Source organism: Streptomyces sp. NPDC059256 (assembly GCF_042753785.1).
GTDB lineage: Bacteria > Actinomycetota > Actinomycetes > Streptomycetales > Streptomycetaceae > Streptomyces.
The window spans coordinates 769030-787054 of sequence record NZ_JBHYZO010000002.1 but is presented as its reverse complement, the minus strand read 5'-3'; the positions used below and the strand labels follow the sequence as shown (position 1 = coordinate 787054).

General features: G+C 67.2%; 14 protein-coding genes. 8 read left to right on the top strand and 6 right to left on the bottom strand.

Annotated features, from left to right (window positions below):
* The first annotated feature begins 14 nt into the window (after window positions 1-14).
* Window positions 15-1016 (top strand): ATP-binding protein, encoded by a 1002-nt coding sequence (locus ACFXJL_RS07935; RefSeq protein WP_384690249.1) that lies wholly within the window; start codon window positions 15-17, stop codon window positions 1014-1016.
* A 34-nt stretch (window positions 1017-1050) separates the two neighbouring features.
* On the opposite strand, the gene ACFXJL_RS07930 is transcribed toward ACFXJL_RS07935, so the two are convergent.
* On the bottom strand, window positions 1051-2379 hold the full coding sequence (locus ACFXJL_RS07930) for a hypothetical protein (RefSeq protein WP_384636121.1): 1329 nt from the start codon (window positions 2377-2379) through the stop codon (window positions 1051-1053).
* Between the two features lie 283 nt (window positions 2380-2662).
* Here ACFXJL_RS07930 and ACFXJL_RS07925 point away from each other — a divergent pair, with 283 nt between their 5' ends.
* Window positions 2663-5002: a SulP family inorganic anion transporter gene (locus ACFXJL_RS07925; RefSeq protein ID WP_358876635.1), complete on the top strand. Its 2340-nt coding sequence runs from the start codon at window positions 2663-2665 to the stop codon at window positions 5000-5002.
* Window positions 5003-5085: 83 nt separating this feature from the next.
* Here ACFXJL_RS07925 and ACFXJL_RS07920 read toward each other — a convergent pair whose 3' ends face one another.
* Entirely contained in the window at window positions 5086-5781 is a 696-nt protein-coding gene (locus ACFXJL_RS07920) for a class I SAM-dependent methyltransferase (RefSeq protein ID WP_384690246.1), read from the bottom strand.
* Window positions 5782-6323: 542 nt separating this feature from the next.
* Between ACFXJL_RS07920 and acs the strand changes: the two genes are divergently transcribed.
* The 5 genes from acs to ACFXJL_RS07895 all read left to right on the top strand — a co-directional run bounded on the left by acs (window position 6324) and on the right by ACFXJL_RS07895 (window position 12074).
* Complete coding sequence (gene acs / locus ACFXJL_RS07915) at window positions 6324-8279, top strand: acetate--CoA ligase (RefSeq protein WP_358876637.1); 1956 nt, start codon at window positions 6324-6326, stop codon at window positions 8277-8279.
* A 314-nt stretch (window positions 8280-8593) separates the two neighbouring features.
* Window positions 8594-10009 carry a Na+/H+ antiporter NhaA gene (gene nhaA, locus ACFXJL_RS07910; RefSeq protein WP_358876638.1) on the top strand — a complete coding sequence of 472 codons (1416 nt, stop codon included), beginning with the start codon at window positions 8594-8596 and terminating at the stop codon, window positions 10007-10009.
* A 99-nt stretch (window positions 10010-10108) separates the two neighbouring features.
* Window positions 10109-10576, top strand: coding sequence for a phage holin family protein (locus ACFXJL_RS07905; protein WP_358876639.1), 468 nt, complete (start codon window positions 10109-10111; stop codon window positions 10574-10576).
* Window positions 10577-10741: 165 nt separating this feature from the next.
* Window positions 10742-11671 (top strand): alpha/beta hydrolase, encoded by a 930-nt coding sequence (locus tag ACFXJL_RS07900; RefSeq protein ID WP_358876640.1) that lies wholly within the window; start codon window positions 10742-10744, stop codon window positions 11669-11671.
* Between the two features lie 214 nt (window positions 11672-11885).
* Window positions 11886-12074, top strand: coding sequence for a hypothetical protein (locus tag ACFXJL_RS07895; protein ID WP_358876641.1), 189 nt, complete (start codon window positions 11886-11888; stop codon window positions 12072-12074).
* Window positions 12075-12559: 485 nt separating this feature from the next.
* On the opposite strand, the gene ACFXJL_RS07890 is transcribed toward ACFXJL_RS07895, so the two are convergent.
* From ACFXJL_RS07890 to nth, 3 genes are all read right to left on the bottom strand, one after another.
* Window positions 12560-13762, bottom strand: coding sequence for a MarP family serine protease (locus ACFXJL_RS07890; RefSeq protein WP_329027676.1), 1203 nt, complete (start codon window positions 13760-13762; stop codon window positions 12560-12562).
* 91 nt (window positions 13763-13853) lie between these two features.
* Window positions 13854-14552, bottom strand: a complete 699-nt coding sequence (locus tag ACFXJL_RS07885) for an NUDIX hydrolase (RefSeq protein WP_384690240.1) — start codon at window positions 14550-14552, stop codon at window positions 13854-13856.
* A 562-nt stretch (window positions 14553-15114) separates the two neighbouring features.
* Window positions 15115-15975 carry an endonuclease III gene (nth, locus tag ACFXJL_RS07880; protein ID WP_358876643.1) on the bottom strand — a complete coding sequence of 287 codons (861 nt, stop codon included), beginning with the start codon at window positions 15973-15975 and terminating at the stop codon, window positions 15115-15117.
* Window positions 15976-16265: 290 nt separating this feature from the next.
* Between nth and ACFXJL_RS07875 the strand changes: the two genes are divergently transcribed.
* Window positions 16266-16940 carry a Crp/Fnr family transcriptional regulator gene (locus ACFXJL_RS07875; protein ID WP_250921514.1) on the top strand — a complete coding sequence of 225 codons (675 nt, stop codon included), beginning with the start codon at window positions 16266-16268 and terminating at the stop codon, window positions 16938-16940.
* Window positions 16941-17085: 145 nt separating this feature from the next.
* Here the strand turns inward: ACFXJL_RS07875 and ACFXJL_RS07870 are convergent, their stop codons facing one another.
* On the bottom strand, window positions 17086-17973 hold the full coding sequence (locus ACFXJL_RS07870) for a prohibitin family protein (protein ID WP_358876644.1): 888 nt from the start codon (window positions 17971-17973) through the stop codon (window positions 17086-17088).
* Between the last annotated feature and the right edge of the window lie 52 nt (window positions 17974-18025).

Here is an 18025-nt window from a genome sequence, read left to right as displayed (position 1 = left end):
AGCTACTACCCTAGGTGAACATGAAGATCGCTTTCGTAGGGAAGGGCGGCAGCGGGAAGACCACGCTGTCCTCGCTCTTCATCCGTCATCTGGCCGCCAATGAAGCTGCGGTCATCGCTGTGGACGCCGACATCAACCAGCACCTCGGAGCAGCGCTCGGGCTCGATGAGACTCAGACGGCCGAACTGCCGGCCATGGGCGCCCACCTCCCGTTGATCAAGGAGTACCTGCGCGGTTCCAACCCCCGTATCGCCTCGCCCGACAGCATGATCAAGACGACTCCTCCGGGCGAGGGCTCGCAGTTGCTGAGGGTCGACGAGGACAACCCCATCTACGACGCGTGCGCACGCACGGTCCGTCTGGACGACGGTGACATCCGGCTGATGGCCACCGGCCCCTTCACTGAGTCCGACCTGGGTGTGGCCTGCTACCACTCCAAGGTGGGGGCGGTGGAGTTGTGTCTCAACCATCTCGTCGACGGGCTCGATGAGTACGTGGTCGTGGACATGACCGCAGGATCGGACTCCTTCGCCTCCGGGATGTTCACCCGCTTCGACATGACGTTCCTGGTCGCCGAACCCACCCGCAAGGGCGTCTCGGTCTACCGCCAGTACAAGGAGTACGCACGGGACTTCGGCGTATCGCTCAAGGTGGTGGGCAACAAGGTCCAGGGGCAGGACGACGTGGACTTCCTCCGCGAGGAGGTAGGTGACGACCTGCTGATCACCGTGGGCCACTCCGACTGGGTACGGGCGATGGAGAAGGGTCGACCGCGCCCGTTCGAGCTGCTGGAAGCGGACAATCGGATGTCGCTCCAGGCCCTTCAGAACGCGGCGGACGACTCGTACGACCATCGCGACTGGGAGCGGTACACGCGCCAGATGGTCCACTTCCATCTCAGGAACGCGGAGAGTTGGGGCAATGCCAAGACGGGGGTCGACCTGGCGGCCCAGGTCGACCCCGCCTTCGTACTGAGGGAGCGAGTAGCGGAGGTCGGCGCTCCACTACCGGCCTGATCTCGGGCCCCGCGCCTGCGCGGGAGCCGCTCGATCAGTCCTTTTCCGCTGGCTTGCCCGCCGGAACCACCGGAGCGGCGGGCTTGGCAGGTTCTGCGGGAGCAGCGGGCTTGACCGGTTTGGCCTTCTCACGGCCGGACTTCGCAGGCTGGGCGGCAGTGAGGTACGTCGCCCAGCCGCCCTTGGGCTCCTCCCCCACCTTCAGGGTCCTCAGTTTCGCCAGGACCTCGGGGTCCTGAGCGTCGAGCCAGTCCGCAAGCTGCTTGAAGGACACGCACTTGACGTCCTTCTTCACACAGACCGTGGCGATCGTCTCCTCGATGGCGCGCATATAGGTGCCGCCGTTCCAGGACTCGAAGTGATTGCCGATGATCAACGGTGCCCGGTTGCCCTCGTACGCGCGATCGAATGCCTGTACGAGGCCATCGCGCATCTGATTGCCCCAGTAGGCGTGGGAGGCCGGGTCGCCCTTGACCGTCCCCGACTGGTTGACCATGAAGTTGTAGTCCATGGAGAGGGTCTCGAAGTCCCGACCGGGCACCGGCACCAACTGGAGGGAGAGGTCCCAGACGTCGAGTTCCTTCTCGGGCCAGATCTGGTCGTTGACCCCGCTGGTGTCATAGCGGAGGCCGAGTTCGCTGGCGGCGCGAACGAAGTTCTTGCGTCCCTCCAGGCACGGCGTGCGCGCCCCGACCATTTCCTTCTCGTAGTCGAAGGGCAGCGGCTGTTCCGCAGTGAGGCCGGAGTTGGTCTTCCAGTTCTTCACAAAGGACTTGGCCTGGCTGATCTCGCTCTTCCATTCGTCGACCGACCAGGTCCCCACCCCGCCGTCCGCACCGCAGAAGTGGCCGTTGAAGTGGGTGCCCACCTCGTTGCCCTCCAGCCAGGCCCCGCGCAACTCCCGCACGGTGTTCCGAATGCCCTCGGCATCATTGAATCCGATGTCCGACCGACCTGCGGAGTGCTGGGGCGGAAGATAGAGGCTCGACTTCGCCTCGGGCAACAGATAAACACCACTGAGGAAGTACGTCATGGTCGCGTTGTACTTCTTGCCGACCTTGCGGAAGTGGGAGAAGAGTTTCTGGCTGTCCTCGCCTGCCCCGTCCCAGGAGAACACGACGAACTGGGGTGGCTTCTCACCCGCCTTGAGACGTTCCGGTTTGAGTTGGGCCGGCTGAACTCCCGTGTACGCAGTCGAGCCGTCGCCGATGAGCCGTGGTGCGAGCTTGGGCGCTCCGGCCTTCTTCGCACCCGGTGCACCTTCCTGCTGGGCGTCCTTCCCGACCACTGAGCAGCCCGCGACCCCTGCGATCAGCGCCGTGACGGCGGCGCCGACGGCAACCCTTTGTACGGCGGATTTCATCCGCTCACCTCATTTCATATGACTTTGTGTTTTTCCGACCGGTATCGATGGCCGACAAAGTCGCACTGGGTGAGCGAAGGAAGGTTCGCGACGGGCCGCATTAAGCGCACTAATCACTGAAACGGGTGAATCGTTGCCCTATTTGCGCAGAAAATCATGCCTCAGTCTTTACTCTGCATTACGATCAATTTACTGAAAGTTGAGCCTCCCGCCGCTTTACGCCGTGACCCACGGCCGCGTCCCCACATTCCGCGACCGCGCTGCCCCGGAGGAGACGGGAACCATGTCCGCCTGCGTCCCCACCCGCACCGACGAATCACCTCGTGAGCCCAACAAGGCCCAGCGAACTCGCCGAGGCCGCTCCCACGAGCCACCGACGGGTCCGACCCGCTTCCGCATCAGCGGCGCGGACCTGTCCGCATCGATCGCCGTGTTCCTCATCGCGCTGCCCCTCTCCCTGGGCATCGCGCTGGCAACCGGAGCACCACTGCAAGCGGGACTCGTCGCCGCAGCAGTCGGTGGCATCGTCGTAGGCCGCTTCGGCGGCGCCCCGCTCCAGGTCAGCGGACCGGCCGCCGGACTGACGGTGGTCACCGCCGACCTGATCCAGCAGTACGGCTGGCGGGTCACCTGCGCCATCACGGTGCTCGCCGGCTTCGCGCAACTGGGCCTCGCCGCCCTTCGGGTTGCCCGTTCCGCCCTCGCCGTCAGCCCTGCGATCGTCCATGGAATGCTCGCCGGCATCGGCGTCACCATCGCCCTGGCGCAACTCCACATCGTCCTCGGCGGCACACCGCAGAGTTCGGCGATCGCCAACGTCCGCGCGCTGCCCGCCCAACTTGCGGCGCTACAGCCGGCAGCAATCACCGTCAGCGCCCTGACCGTCGCGGTACTGCTGGCCTGGCCGCGGATTCCGGGCGCGGTAGGCCGGATCGTTCGAAAGATCCCGGGCGCGCTCGCTGCGGTGGCCGCCGCAACCACGCTCGCCGTCCTGGCCGGGCTACATCTCCCCCGTGTCGATCTGCCGTCGTGGAGCAGTCATGCGCTGCCCGGGATGCCGCAGGGACCGGCGCTCGGCCTCCTCGCCGCCGTGCTGACCATCACCCTGGTGGGCAGTGTGGAGTCGCTTCTGTCGGCCGTGGCAGTCGACAAGTTGATCGGTGGCCGTAAAGACCAGGAAGTCCGCATCCCCCGCGCAGATCTGGATCGTGAGTTGGCCGGGCAGGGGGCCGCCAATGTGGTCTCCGGCGCGCTGGGAGGCTTGCCCATCACCGGGGTGGCCGTGCGCAGTTCCGCCAATGTGTCAGCGGGCGCGATCAGTCGAAACTCCACGATGCTGCACGGGTTGTGGATCGTGTTGGCCGCGGTGCTGCTGGTTCCCGTGCTCGATCTGATCCCGCTGGCGGCACTCGCGGCGCTGGTGATGGTCGTGGGTGTGCAGATGGTCAACATCACCCATATGCGGACCGTGCGACGCAATCGCGAAGTCCTGGTCTACGCGGTGACCTTGGCCTCGGTCGTGCTCACCGGGGTACTGGAGGGAGTGATCATCGGCGTCGCCGTGGCCGTAGCGGTCGCGCTGCACCGGTTGACCCGGACCAGGATCACGGAGGAGGAGCACGGCGGTGTCCATCGGGTCCAAGTGCGTGGGCAGTTGACGTTCCTCGCCGTTCCCCGACTGAGCAGGGCGCTCAGCCTCGTACCTGTGGGCGCCCAGTGCGTCGTCGAGTTGGACGGGTCCTTCATGGACCACGCCGCCTACGAGGCCCTGCACGACTGGCAGTCCTCCCATGTGGGACAGGGCGGCACGGTGGAGTTCACCGGTCGGGCCGGGGGGCGCATCAGTGAACCCGCGTCGGAGACCCATGGCTGTTGTCGCCCGTGGACTCCCTGGCGCAACCACCACTGCGAAGACCGGGTGCAGGGCCCCACGACCCATCAACTCGCGGACGGGCTCAGTTCCTTCCAGCGCGACACGGCCCCACTGGTGCGCCACGAGTTGGCGCGGCTGGAGCGGGAAGGCCAGCGACCGTCGCAGCTCTTTCTCACCTGTTCCGACTCCCGGCTGGTCACCAGCATGATCACAGCCAGTGGCCCCGGCGATCTCTTCACCGTGCGCAACATGGGCAATCTGGTCCCCCTGCCCGGTGCGAAGAACGGCGATGACTCGGTGGCCGCAGCCATCGAGTACGCGGTGGACGTGTTGCAGGTCGGTTCCATCACCATCTGTGGCCACTCCGGTTGCGGCGCCATGGAAGCGCTGCTGACCACTCCTCCCGGAGGCACACAGACCCCTTGGAAGCGATGGTTGAGGCATGGACGGCCGAGCCTGGAGCGGATGAGAAGCCGGCACCGTTCCTGGGCACGGATCTCCGGCAGGCTGCCGACCGACGCCCTGGAGCAGTTGTGCCTGACCAACGTGGTCCAGCAACTGGATCATCTACGGGCGCATGAATCGGTCGCACGCAGACTCGCTGAGGGCACCTTGGAACTCCATGGCATGTACTTCCACGGCGGCGAAGCCCAGGCGTATCTGTTGGCCAGGAGCGACGATCACACCTTTGACGCGGTGTTCACCCGGGTTGCACCGGCGTCGTCGGCCCTGGTCAAGGCACATGTCTGAGCTGATGGAGCTGATGAAGCTGATGGCAGCCCGCGGCTGAAACGGCGCGGACTGTAAGTGCTGCCCCTGGTGACGCGAAGTGGCTAGGGGCAGCGCAGCCTGACCGAGAGGAAGCTCGGCTGGCTGTGCGTTTTGTCGTACCGGCGCGGATCAACCCGGCGGGCCTCCTCCTCGGCCCGGGGCTCCAGGAGGCGTTCCAGTGCGAACCCCGCACCGAGCAGCTCTCCGAGGAACTTCTCCAGGGTCATGCGCCAGTAGTTCAGGGCGAATCCGTCACCGAAGGGCAGCTCGGCTTGCTCATCCGCGAAGTAGGAACCGCCGAAGTAGGTCCAATCGCCGGTGGGGTGGGTCGTCGAGACCAGTAGGGCCCCGCCCGGCCGCAGCACACGCCGGATCTCGGCGAGCAGTTGCTCGCGGGCGGTGATGTGGTGGTAGACGAGGGCCATCACCACCAGGTCGAACGACTGGTCGGCCAAGAAGGTGAGCGGCTCTTCCAGATCATGGTGGTGCAGGACGGCCCCAGCTCCGATGCGCTCCTGCGCGGCACGCAGCAGGCTTTCGCTGCCGTCGACGCCGACGACCTGCGCGGCACCTCGCTCCAGCAGATCCGCGGCATAGTGGCCGGCCCCGCACCCGAGGTCCAGAACGGACAGCCCGTCCACATCACCGGCGAGCTCCAGCATGGCGGGCCGATCGGTGTGGGCGTTGTAGGTGCTGTTCGTGGCCTGGGCGGCGAACTGTTTCCCCATCTCGCCGTGGTACGCGGTCTCAGCTTTCATACGTTCATCCTCACTGCTGCCGCCGCAGTCCGAAATCGGAGCGAAACACTCACCCACCGGTGCCGGGGTCGGGTCCCGAACCCCCTCCGCCCAACCTCATCGATGCACCCGCCCCGAGTGGATTCGATCGTTCCGGGATCGGGACCGAGCACGCAGCAGATATGCAGAGGGCTCGTAGTGGGCTCACAGGGTGCTCGCAGTGGGCAAGGCCACTCGGGACGGCATCGCGGCCCTCGCCCATCCGTGGATGAGCGGGATCAGACACTTGTCCGAACCTAGAGCTCACCCACAGCGGCTCCCGGCCATTCGTAGGAGAATCAGCCATCGAGAGCCGAAGGTGAACCGCCCCGGGGCGGCATCCGTGCAACCGTACGGCCCCTCCTTCCCGCCGCCCGGGAAGGAGGGGCCGTCTCATAGCATCAACCAAGACTCAAAAGGTCTAAACCAATTTCTGGAAGGCTCTTGTCACCCGACCCCCTGGGCTGGTGAGCTATGGGCTCGGACACATACGCACAGAGGACGCCCTGGGAAAGGGAGATGTCGTGAGCAACGAAAGCCTGGCAAATCTTCTCAAAGAAGAGCGGCGGTTCGCGCCGCCGGCCGAGCTGGCCGCGAACGCCAATGTGACAGCGGAGGCGTACGAGCAGGCCGAGGCTGACAGGCTTGGCTTCTGGGCCGAGCAGGCACGGAGACTCACGTGGGCCACCGAGCCGACCGAGACCCTCGACTGGAGCAACCCGCCCTTCGCCAAGTGGTTCGCGGACGGCAAGCTCAACGTCGCCTACAACTGCGTGGACCGCCATGTCGAGGCCGGAAACGGCGACCGGGTGGCGATCCACTTCGAGGGCGAGCCCGGAGACAGCCGCGCCGTCACCTACGCCGAGCTGAAGGATGAGGTCTCGCGGGCCGCGAACGCCCTGACCGAGCTGGGTGTACAGAAGGGCGACCGCGTCGCCATCTATCTGCCGATGATTCCCGAGGCCGCGGTGGCGATGCTGGCCTGCGCCCGGATCGGCGCCGCCCATTCGGTGGTCTTCGGCGGCTTCTCCGCCGATGCTGTCGCCTCCCGCATCCTGGACGCCGACGCCAAACTGGTCATCACCGCCGACGGCGGCTACCGCCGTGGCAAGCCGATGGCGCTGAAGCCCGCCATCGACGACGCCGTCGCCAAGTGCCCCCAGGTCGAGAACGTACTGGTGGTCCGTCGCACGGGCCAGGACACGGCCGTCACCGAAGGCCGCGACGTGTGGTGGCACGACATCGTCGACCGCCAGTCCGCGGAGCACACCCCCGAGGCGTTCGACGCGGAGCACCCGCTCTTCATCCTGTACACCTCCGGCACCACTGGGAAGCCCAAGGGCATCCTGCACACCTCCGGCGGTTACCTCACCCAGGCCGCCTACACCCACCACGCCGTCTTCGACCTCAAGCCGGAGTCGGACGTCTACTGGTGTACCGCCGACATCGGCTGGGTCACCGGGCACTCGTACATCGTGTACGGCCCGCTGGCCAACGGCGCGACGCAGGTCATGTACGAGGGCACGCCGGACACCCCGCACCAGGGCCGGTTCTGGGAGGTCATCCAGAAGTACGGGGTCACGATCCTCTACACCGCGCCCACCGCGATCCGCACGTTCATGAAGTGGGGAGACGACATCCCCGCGAAGTTCGACCTCTCCAGCCTGCGCGTCCTCGGCTCGGTCGGTGAGCCGATCAACCCCGAGGCATGGATCTGGTACCGGGAGCACATCGGCGGCGGCAGCACCCCCATCGTCGACACCTGGTGGCAGACGGAAACCGGCGCGATGATGATCTCGCCGCTGCCCGGCGTCACCGAGACGAAGCCCGGATCCGCCCAGCGGGCCCTGCCCGGAATCGCCGCGACCGTCGTCGACGACGAGGCCAACGAGGTCCCGAACGGTGGCGGCGGCTATCTGGTCCTCACCGAGCCGTGGCCGTCGATGCTGCGCACGATCTGGGGCGACGACCAGCGGTTCATCGACACCTACTGGTCCCGCTTCGAGGGCAAGTACTTCGCCGGGGACGGCGCCAAGAAGGACGACGACGGCGACATCTGGCTGCTCGGCCGGGTCGACGACGTCATGTTGGTCTCCGGTCACAACATCTCCACGACCGAGGTCGAGTCCGCGCTGGTCTCCCACCCCAAGGTCGCCGAGGCTGCCGTCGTCGGCGCGAACGACGAGACGACCGGACAGGCCATCGTCGCGTTCGTCATCCTGCGGGGCACGGCGTCCGAGGATGAGAACCTGGTGGCTGACCTGCGCAATCACGTCGGCAAGACCCTTGGACCGATCGCCAAGCCCAAGCGTGTCCTGCCGGTGGCGGAGCTGCCAAAGACGCGTTCCGGAAAGATCATGCGGCGGCTGCTGCGGGATGTCGCCGAGAACCGTCAGATGGGCGATGTGACGACGCTGACGGACTCCTCGGTGATGGATCTGATCCAGTCCCGTCTGCCGAGCGCGCCTTCCGAGGACTGACGCTCCCTCGGGGCGACGCCGCTTGGACGGTCGCCTCGGGAGACGGACCACGGGCACCCCGCAGCTTCCGCGCGGGGTGCCCCTGGTCTGTGCGGCCCCCTGCTCCTCGCCCTCCGAACGCCACTTCAGCTGCCCAGAAAGTCCGCTATGCCCCTAAAGTAAGATCACAAAGAGGATCACCGGATACCCACGAGCGTCTCCTTAGGTTTATGGTGAGCCGCGCGTTAAGAGCGCGACAATGTGAACCTAGGTGCGCCGGGAAGTCTGGTCGGCAGGTGCTTTGCCCTGCCCGACCTACCGGAGGTACACCCGTCATGACGTCGCCGAGCCCGCGCAAGTTCCTTGGCCGGATGTCGTTGCCGGAGCGCACTTTCGTAGCGAACGCCCTGCGCACCGAAACCGTCGGCGGAGTCCTGCTCCTCATCGCTGCCATCGTGGCCCTGATCTGGGCCAACACTCCCCTGTCGAGCAGCTATGAGTCCCTCAGTTCCTTCCACATAGGCCCTGAGTCGCTCGGCCTGGACCTTTCGATACAGCACTGGGCGGCCGACGGCCTGCTCGCCATCTTCTTCTTCGTGGCCGGCATCGAACTCAAGCGCGAACTGGTCGCGGGCGAATTGCGCGACCCCAAGGCCGCCGCCCTTCCCGTGATCGCCGCGCTCAGCGGCATGGCCGTTCCCGCACTGGTCTACCTCGCGGTCAACACGATCGGAGGCGGCTCAACCGACGGATGGGCCGTTCCCACCGCCACGGACATCGCCTTCGCCCTCGCCGTACTCGCCGTTCTCGGCGCCTCGCTCCCGTCCGCTCTGCGCGCGTTCCTGCTGACCCTCGCCGTGGTGGACGACCTCTTCGCCATCCTGATCATCGCCGTCTTCTTCACCAGCGATCTGAACTTCGCCGCACTCGGCGGCGCCTTCGCCGGACTCGTCCTCTTCTGGGTCCTCCTCCGCAAGGAAGTGCGCGGCTGGTACGTGTACGTCCCACTGGCCCTGGTCATCTGGGGCCTGATGTACAACAGCGGCGTCCACGCCACGATCGCGGGCGTCGCCATGGGCCTGATGCTGCGCTGCTCCCGCCGGGAGGGTGAGGACCACTCGCCCGGCGAGCACATCGAACATCTGGTGCGCCCCGTGTCGGCAGGGCTCGCCGTACCGCTCTTCGCCCTGTTCTCGGCCGGTGTCAGTGTCTCCGGAGGCGTACTCGGCGATGTCTTCACCAAGCCCGAAACGCTCGGCGTGGTCCTCGGCCTCGTGGTCGGCAAGGCGTTCGGCATCTTCGGTGGCACCTGGCTCGCGGCCCGCTTCACCCGAGCGGAACTCAACGAGGATCTGGCCTGGCCTGATGTCTTCGCCGTCGCCACCCTGGCCGGCATCGGCTTCACGGTCTCCCTGCTGATCGGCGAACTGGCCTTCGCCGGCGATGCGGGGCTCACCGACCAGGTGAAGGCAGCCGTTCTGATGGGCTCCCTGATTGCCGCCGTGCTCGCCGGTGTTCTTCTCAAATTGCGGGTACGCAAGTACCGGGCGCTCATCGCGGACGAGGAACGCGACGACGACCAGGACGGCATTCCCGACATCTACGAACAGGACGACCCGGCGTACCACCTCCGCATGGCGGAGATCTACGAGAAGAGGGCCGCGGAGCACCGTCGGCTGGCAGGCGTCTCAGCCGGCGGCGGACAGGAAGCCGCGGGGGCGTCGCGCGAAGACCGTGGACGTCCGGCATGATCTGATAACGGACCCCGGACAATTCAGAAGAGTCCCGGTCTCCAGGACACTCCAGGAGCGCCCGGACACCGCAGCAGAGCCAGGAAAGAGGGAGTAGCGATGAGCGACCCCGGCACCAGTGCAGAGCGGAGCCTCGGGCAGTTGGTCGCCTCGGCGACCGCCGAGATGTCGGCACTTGTGCACGATGAGATCGCCCTGGCCAAGGCCGAGATCCGGCAGGACGTCAAACGCGGCGTCACGGGCAGTGTCGCCTTGATCGTGGCAGGGGTGTTCGTGCTCTTCTCGCTACCCGTGCTCAGCTTTGCCGCGGCGTACGGAATCCACAATCTGGGGCTCGGGCTCGCCTGGTCGTTCCTGATCGTGGGTGTGGCGTTCCTGCTGCTGGCCGGCGGACTGGCGCTGTTGGCGGTCGCCAAGTTCAAGAAGGTCAAGCCGCCGGAGAAGTCGATCGCCTCCGCCAAGGAGACCGCCGCGGTGCTCCAGGGCGTGAAGCCGCATCCGCGTGCGTCGCAGCAGGTGATCCTGGTGAAGGCGCCGGTCGCGGAAGTCGGTGCGACGGCCCGCTGACCGGCGCTCCCACATCACGCGTTCGCCGCTGAGACCCCTTGGGCCACTCGGATCAGAGGTGTGGGCCTTCGGGTCCTCCTCCCGTTCACCAGGGGCTCACCCCGGCGCTCCCGGGCGGACAGGCATGGCAAACACGACATGCCTGGGTATGGCACGCTCGTCTGCATGACCGCCCCTGACACCGGTAGTGGAAGTCCCGTTCGCATCGACGGTCCCTGGACCCATCGCGACGTGGCGGCCAACGGCGCGCGTTTCCACATCGCCGAGATGGGCGATGGACCACTGGTCCTGCTCCTCCATGGCTTTCCGCAGTTCTGGTGGACCTGGCGGCACCAGTTGACCGCGCTCGCCGACGCCGGCTACCGGGCAGTGGCCATGGACCTGCGGGGTGTGGGAGGAAGCGACCGTACGCCCAGGGGGTACGACCCGGCGAACCTGGCCCTCGACATCACGGGGGTGGTGCGCTCGTTGGGCGAGCCGGACGCGGCGCTGGTGGGGCACGATCTCGGTGGCTACCTGGCGTGGACGGCGGCGGTGATGCGGCCGAAGCTGGTGCGCCGGCTCGCGGTCTCCTCCATGCCGCACCCTCGCCGTTGGCGGTCGGCGATGCTCTCGGACTTCTCGCAGAGCAGGGCCGGTTCGTACATCTGGGGCTTCCAACGCCCTTGGCTGCCGGAACGTCAACTCGTCGCGGACGGTGCGACCCTGGTGGGAGAGCTGATCGAGAGCTGGTCAGGACCCAAACCGCCCGATGAGCAGACGCTGAACACCTACCGGCGGGCGATGAGCATCCCGTCGACGGCGCATTGTTCGATCGAGCCGTACCGCTGGATGGTGCGGTCGATGGCCCGCCCGGACGGCATCCAGTTCAATCGTCGGATGAAGCGGCCGGTTCGGGTGCCCACCCTCCATCTGCACGGTTCTCTGGACCCGGCCATGCGCACGCGAAGCGCCGCCGGGTCGGGGGAGTATGTGGAAGCCCCCTACCGCTGGCGGCTGTTCGACGGGCTCGGGCACTTCCCGCACGAGGAGGATCCGGTGGCCTTCTCGTCGGAGCTGATCAATTGGCTCAAGGATCCCGAACCGGACCGGTAGCGGGCGCGGAGCTCCGCCGAGCTGGCAGCCGTTGCCGAAGGTGGTCCAACTGACGGTTCGTCGCCGGGGCGGGTCTCTACCGAGGTGCCCCGACCGCAACAGGGAACACGCGCAGGGAACAGGCGTCCGACGAACAGCCACTTGCCCCGCGCATAGGCCAATTGGCTGCCCTCAGTACGGTTACCGACCTTGGGCCACGGGCACAGGTCCCGGTATGGGTTGGACGTACGACTACGGTGACGCCGCACGCAACCGTCGCTCGGCCAATGGCCCGAGCACCCACAGCAGTGATGGCCCGCAAGGTCAGGGGCCTGAGCACTCTGCACAGGGCATGGGCATTCCACGAATTCTGAGGCGGCGCGCGCGCTGGGTCTCAGCTCGCCTTCGGCATTCGCGCGGCTAGGACCTGCCGGGCGAGATCCAGCCATCTGCGGCGCCCTTGCCGTGGAGGCGGACTCGCCTTGGAGTGTCCGCCGTCGATCAGGTGCCGGGCGTCTGCCGCTGACGGAGTGGGCAAGGCCAGGTGCGCTACTTCGGGCTGCGCACGGCACATGTCCCATCCCCGCAGCGGGCTCGTCCCTGCACTCCTTGTCGCGCCTCGCCGCGCTTCGTCACGCCGGGAACTCCGTGCGCCCACGTGGTCTCACCGCGAGGCGGGCGCCACGGCCAGGCAGCTCGGGCGGGCGACTCGGTCGGCCAGCACTGCACTGCCCGCACACTGTCGGCTTGCACACCACCAGATTCACGCACCGCCATCGGTCTGTACAACCGCCGACCGCCTCGCCGGCGCCTGGTCGTCCGACGTCCAGCAGCAACGCCGCAGCGCTGGGGGTAGAGCCCCGCACCCTCCCCATGCTCCCGTAGAGCCCTGGAGGCCCGGTCAGAGGGCTACAGCGCGCATCCCTGGCTGTCCACCTGCTGATTCGCCGAGAGCCCGGCCGAAATGTCCTCGGTGATCTCATCGACCGTCAGGGCGTAGCCGGTCTTCGGATCGTCCAGCGAACGGGCGAAGATGACTCCGGCCACCTCACCGTCGGGGGTGAGCAGCGGACCGCCCGAGTTGCCCTGCCGAACCATCGTGTACAGCGAGTAGACATCGCGCCGGACCGTGCCGCGGTGGTAGATGTCGGGCCCGTTGGCGTTGATGCGGCCCCTCACCCGTGCCGAGCGCACGTCGTACGCTCCGTTCTCGGGGAAGCCCGCCACGATCGCGCTGTCCCCGGTCTTGGCGTCGGGGTCTGCGAAGCGCAGCGGCTTGGCCTTGAGGTCGGGGACGTCCAGTACGGCGATGTCCCGCTGCCAGTCGTACAGCACGACCTTTGCGTCGTAGCGACGGCCCTCGCCACCGATCTGGACGGTCGGCTCGTCGACACCTCCCACGACGTGGGCGTTGGTCATGACCCGACGCTCGCCGAAGACGAACCCGGTTCCTTCGAGGACCTTGCTACAGCTCTGTGCCGTGCCCACGACCTTCACGATCGACTTCTTGGCACGCTCTGCGACCGGACTGCCCACCAGAGCGGGGTCGGGGGGCTCCACCTCGGTGATCGGCTCGTTGGAGAAGGGGCTGAAGACCTGCGGGAGTCCGTTCTGCGCGAGGACTGTGGTGAAGTCGGTGAAGAGGGTGGACGCCTGGTCGGGCATCACTCGGGAGACTCCCAGCAGCACCTTGGAGCTGCGGACCTCCTTGCCGAGAGTCGGCAGCGCGGTCCCCGCGAGCGCGGAACCGATCAGCCAGGCGACCAGGAGCATCGCGATGACGTTGACGAGCGCACCACCGGTGGCGTCCAGGGCCCGGGCGGGGGTCCAGGTGATGTATCGGCGGAGCTTGTTGCCGAGGTGCGTGGTGAACGCCTGGCCGATCGAGGCACAGATGATGACGACCACGACGGCGACGACAGCGACGGTCGTGGACACCTCGGAGCCGTCGTCGGTCACCTCCGCCCAGAGCACGGGCAGCAGATAGACCGCGACCAGCCCACCGCCGAGGAAGCCGATCACCGAGAGGATGCCGACGACGAAGCCCTGCCGATAGCCGACGATCGCGAACCACACGGCCGCGACCAGCAGCAGGATGTCCAGCACATTCACCGTCATTTGCCTCGCAGATCCATCGCTTCAACGCCGGACCCCGGTCCGGTCGTCGCCGGTTTCGAGCCGGCAGGTTCGGAGGGTCAGCCTGTCATGGGTGCCAGTCGAGCGGGACCTGACGTTCGCGGTCCCAAGGCCGTTCCCAGCCTGCGAAGTGCAGCAGTCGGTCGATCACCCCTGCGGTAAAGCCCCAGACCAGGGCCCCTTCCACGGTGAACGCCGGGCCGAGGTGACCGCTCGGATGGAGGGTCGTGACCCGGTTCGCCGGGTCCGTGAGATCTGCCACGGGCACGGTGAAGACGCGTGCCGTCTCCGCGGGATCGACCGCTCCGATCGGACTGGGTGTGCGCCACCATCCCAGTACGGGCGTCACGACGAATCCGCTCACCGGAATGTAGAGCTTGGGAAGGACTCCGAAGACCTGCACACCCGAGGGGTCGAGCCCGGTCTCCTCCTCGGCTTCTCGAAGGGCGGCCCTGAGGGGTCCGGTGGTCGTCGGATCACCGTCCTCGGGGTCCAGGGCGCCGCCCGGGAACGAGGGCTGACCGGCGTGGGCGCGCAGGGTGCCGGACCGCTCCATCAACAGCAGCTCGGGGCCGGTCGCGCCCTCTCCGAAGAGCACCAGGACTGCGGACTGTCGTCCTCTGCCGTTCTTGGGCGGCAGGAATCGGCTCAGCTGCTCGGGCGCGACGCCGCCCACGGTCCGTGCGACGGGGTGGAGCCAGGTCGGCAGGCCGTCGGCGGTGACGGCCACCTCGGACCCACGGACGGTGTGAGGGTCCTGAGACATACGGCCCGCGGGAGAGACACGGTCCGCAGCGGTCCGATGTCTGGACGGGCTCGACGCCCGGCGCGACCGATCGTGCCCAGTCGACTCATGGCCCTCGCGAGGTGCAGGCCGCGGATCGACGGGGTCACCCGCGCACGCCGCGGTACGAAGGGCAGGAGCAGCCTGCGCTGATGCGGCAGGCGATCCGGCCCCGGCCGGGCTGTCGGCCGGGCCCCGGGGAGCCCTACTCGGGGCCCCTGTCACCGCCCGGTCGTCCACTTCGGCTGCGCCGGTACCGGCCGCCCTCGCACGGAGGGTCGGGTCGATGCCTTGCCCTGTCGGAAGCGTCCCCGAGCGCGCGCTTCCGGGCGGAGCAGCCAGATCACCGGCTTCGGGCAGACAGGACGCAACGACGTCGCCGGGAGCTGCCACTCCGGGCAACACGGCCGTGCTCCCCGCCGTCACCGCGGGACGGAACGGGCCGCTGGCGCGAGGCGTCTCGTATGTCGTGTCGTGTGTGTCGTCTCCTGTGCGCATGGGCACCCCCTCGTTCACAACGCCCCACAGCGCAGGGATCGTTCCTTCATCCGGCCTCCCGCAACCCAGGGGCGGGCCGGCCGGGATAGTCCGCCGGAGGGTTGAGCCGCTGGCCCGGCTGCCCGCCCAACTCGTACTTCAGCAGCTTCTTCGCCTTCTCCGGGTCCGTCTCGCCCTCTCCGTAGGAAGGGCAGAGATGTGTGATCGGACAGGCGCCGCACGCCGGCTTGCGCGCGTGGCAGACCCGACGGCCGTGGAAGATGACCCGGTGCGAGAGCATCGTCCACTCGGACTTGGGGAAGATCGCGGCGATGTCCGTCTCGACCTTGACCGGGTCTTCGTGTTCGGTCCACTTCCACCGCCGCACCAAACGGCCGAAATGCGTGTCAACCGTGATGCCGGGCACCCCGAACGCATTGCCGAGAACCACGAACGCGGTCTTCCGTCCGACTCCGGGCAGGGTCACCAGGTCCTCCAGTCGGCCGGGGACCTCGCCGCCGAAGTCATCCCGTAGCGCCGCGGAGAGGCCGAGTAGCGACCGGGCCTTGGCACGGAAGAATCCGGTGGGCCGAATGATCGCCTCCAGATCCTCCGGTGCCGCCTCGGCCATGTCGTCGGCGGTGGGGTACTTCGCGAACAGCGCGGGCGTGGTCTGGTTCACCCTGAGGTCGGTCGTCTGAGCGGAGAGGACCGTCGCAACGAGGAGTTCGAAGGGGTCGCGGAAGTCGAGCTCCGGATGGGCGTACGGATAGACCTCGGCCAGCTCACGATTGATCCGGCGGGCGCGACGGACCATCGCCAACCGGGACTCGGGCTTCCGCACCCCTGACCTTTTCGCGCTTTTTGCGGCTTTCGGAGCACCGGACGGCGCATGTTCGCCCACAGCGGAATCTTGCTTTTCGGCCACTCTTCCAGCCCCCTCGGCCTGCGCTCTCACCGGCAAATTGGACACTCGGCCACCCTACGGTCCACCACTGACATCCGCCCCGGTCACAGGTAATCAGGACCCAATCGGGCCCCTGCCGCACGAACAGACGCTCCAGTGCGTCAGACTTGTTGTGATTGATCGCACGAATATTTACTTGCCAGGGGTCTGCCGCAGCCACGCTGTCCCACGCGGTGTCCCCCGGACGGGCACCGTACGGTCCGGCATCATGGGGGCCACGGTCCCTGAGCAGGTCGACAAGGAGAGAACTCGTGGACGACGTTCTGCGGCGCGCCCCGCTCTTCGCGGCGCTCGATGACGAGCAGGCCGCGGAGCTCCGCGGCTCGATGAGTGAGGTGACGCTCGCCCGCGGCGACGCACTCTTCCACGAAGGCGACCCTGGTGACCGCCTTTACGTGGTCACCGAGGGCAAGGTGAAGCTCCACCGCACATCCCCCGACGGGCGCGAGAACATGCTCGCCGTCCTCGGCCCGGGCGAGCTGATCGGCGAGCTCTCGCTGTTCGACCCCGGACCGCGCACCGCGACCGCAACGGCACTGACCGAGGTCAAGCTCCTCGGTCTGGGCCACGGCGACCTCCAGCCCTGGCTGAACGTACGGCCCGAGGTGGCCACAGCACTGCTGCGCGCCGTCGCCCGGCGACTGCGCAAGACCAATGACCAGATGTCGGACCTGGTCTTCTCCGATGTTCCTGGGCGCGTCGCCCGGGCGCTCCTCGATCTGTCACGCCGCTTCGGTGTGCAGTCGGAGGAGGGCATCCACGTGGTCCACGACCTCACCCAGGAGGAGCTGGCCCAGTTGGTGGGCGCCTCCCGAGAGACCGTGAACAAGGCACTCGCGGACTTTGCGCAGCGCGGCTGGCTGCGCCTTGAGGCACGAGCCGTGATCCTGCTGGACGTGGAACGGCTGGCCAAGCGTTCTCGCTGATCAGGTAGGTGCGGACGCTGTCCGGCGCCACCTCGTGCCAAACCGCCTCGCGCCAAGAGGAAGGGCCGCCCCGGGATTGCTCCCGGGGCGGCCCTTGCCGTATGGCTCACGCGGCCCTTGCCGTACGGCTCGCGCTACCTGGCCGTCACTGCTTCTTGGTGCCGTCCACGATCAGGGGGTTGGCGCCGCTGCCCCCACAGGGCACCGCGTACACCGGGTTCTTGGCTGCCGCCTCCTTGAAGGCGTCGATGCACTGATTGATGAGGATCTTGTCGGTGAGCGAGTTGCTCAGGATCTTGTTCGCCCGGGCGATGCCCTCGGCCTCGATCCTGCGGCGCTCGGCCTCCGCCGTGGCCGTACGAGCCGCCTCGGTCGCCCGCTCGGTCGCCTGCTGCTGTTGGATCTTGCGGTCGATCTGACCCTGCAGTTGGTCGGACGGTTTCACATTGCGGAGGTTGACCGTGGTGACGGCGATGCCCCGGGGGGCCAGTCGCTCCTGGATCAGATCACCGATCTCGGCGTTGATCTTCTCCCGAGCGGAGCTGTAGCCCTGTTCGCTGGTGTGGCGGGCGAAGACATTGCGGATGATCTCTCGGCTGTCGGGAAAGACCAACCGCTGTTGGATGGCGCCCTCACTGCCGGCGAGCCGGTAGAGCTCAACCGCCTTGGCCGGGGTCACCGCCCACTTGACCGTGACCTCCACGTACATCACACCGCCCTGGTTGGAGCGGACCTCGACCACGTCCTTGTCCGAGAGGCTGAGGTCCACGGGACGGGTGGAGAAGGTGGTGATATCGGTGAACGGTGACGTGATGTTCAAGCCCGAGGTCAGCGGCTTCCCCACCTTGCCGAAAGTGACCGGAACACCGACCTCATAGGCACTGATGATGTGCACGCAGCTGGCCACGCCCGCGAACAGCCCGGCTATCAGCGCGCCCAAAGCGCCTAGCTTGAGCCCCCGTTGGTCGTTGCTCCGGCCGACGAAGAACAGTACGGCCGCAGCAATGAGCAGCAGCACGAAGAGAACGAACACTCCGGGTCCCCCCAAGGTCAAATGCGAGATATAAGCGGAGCGTAAAACACAG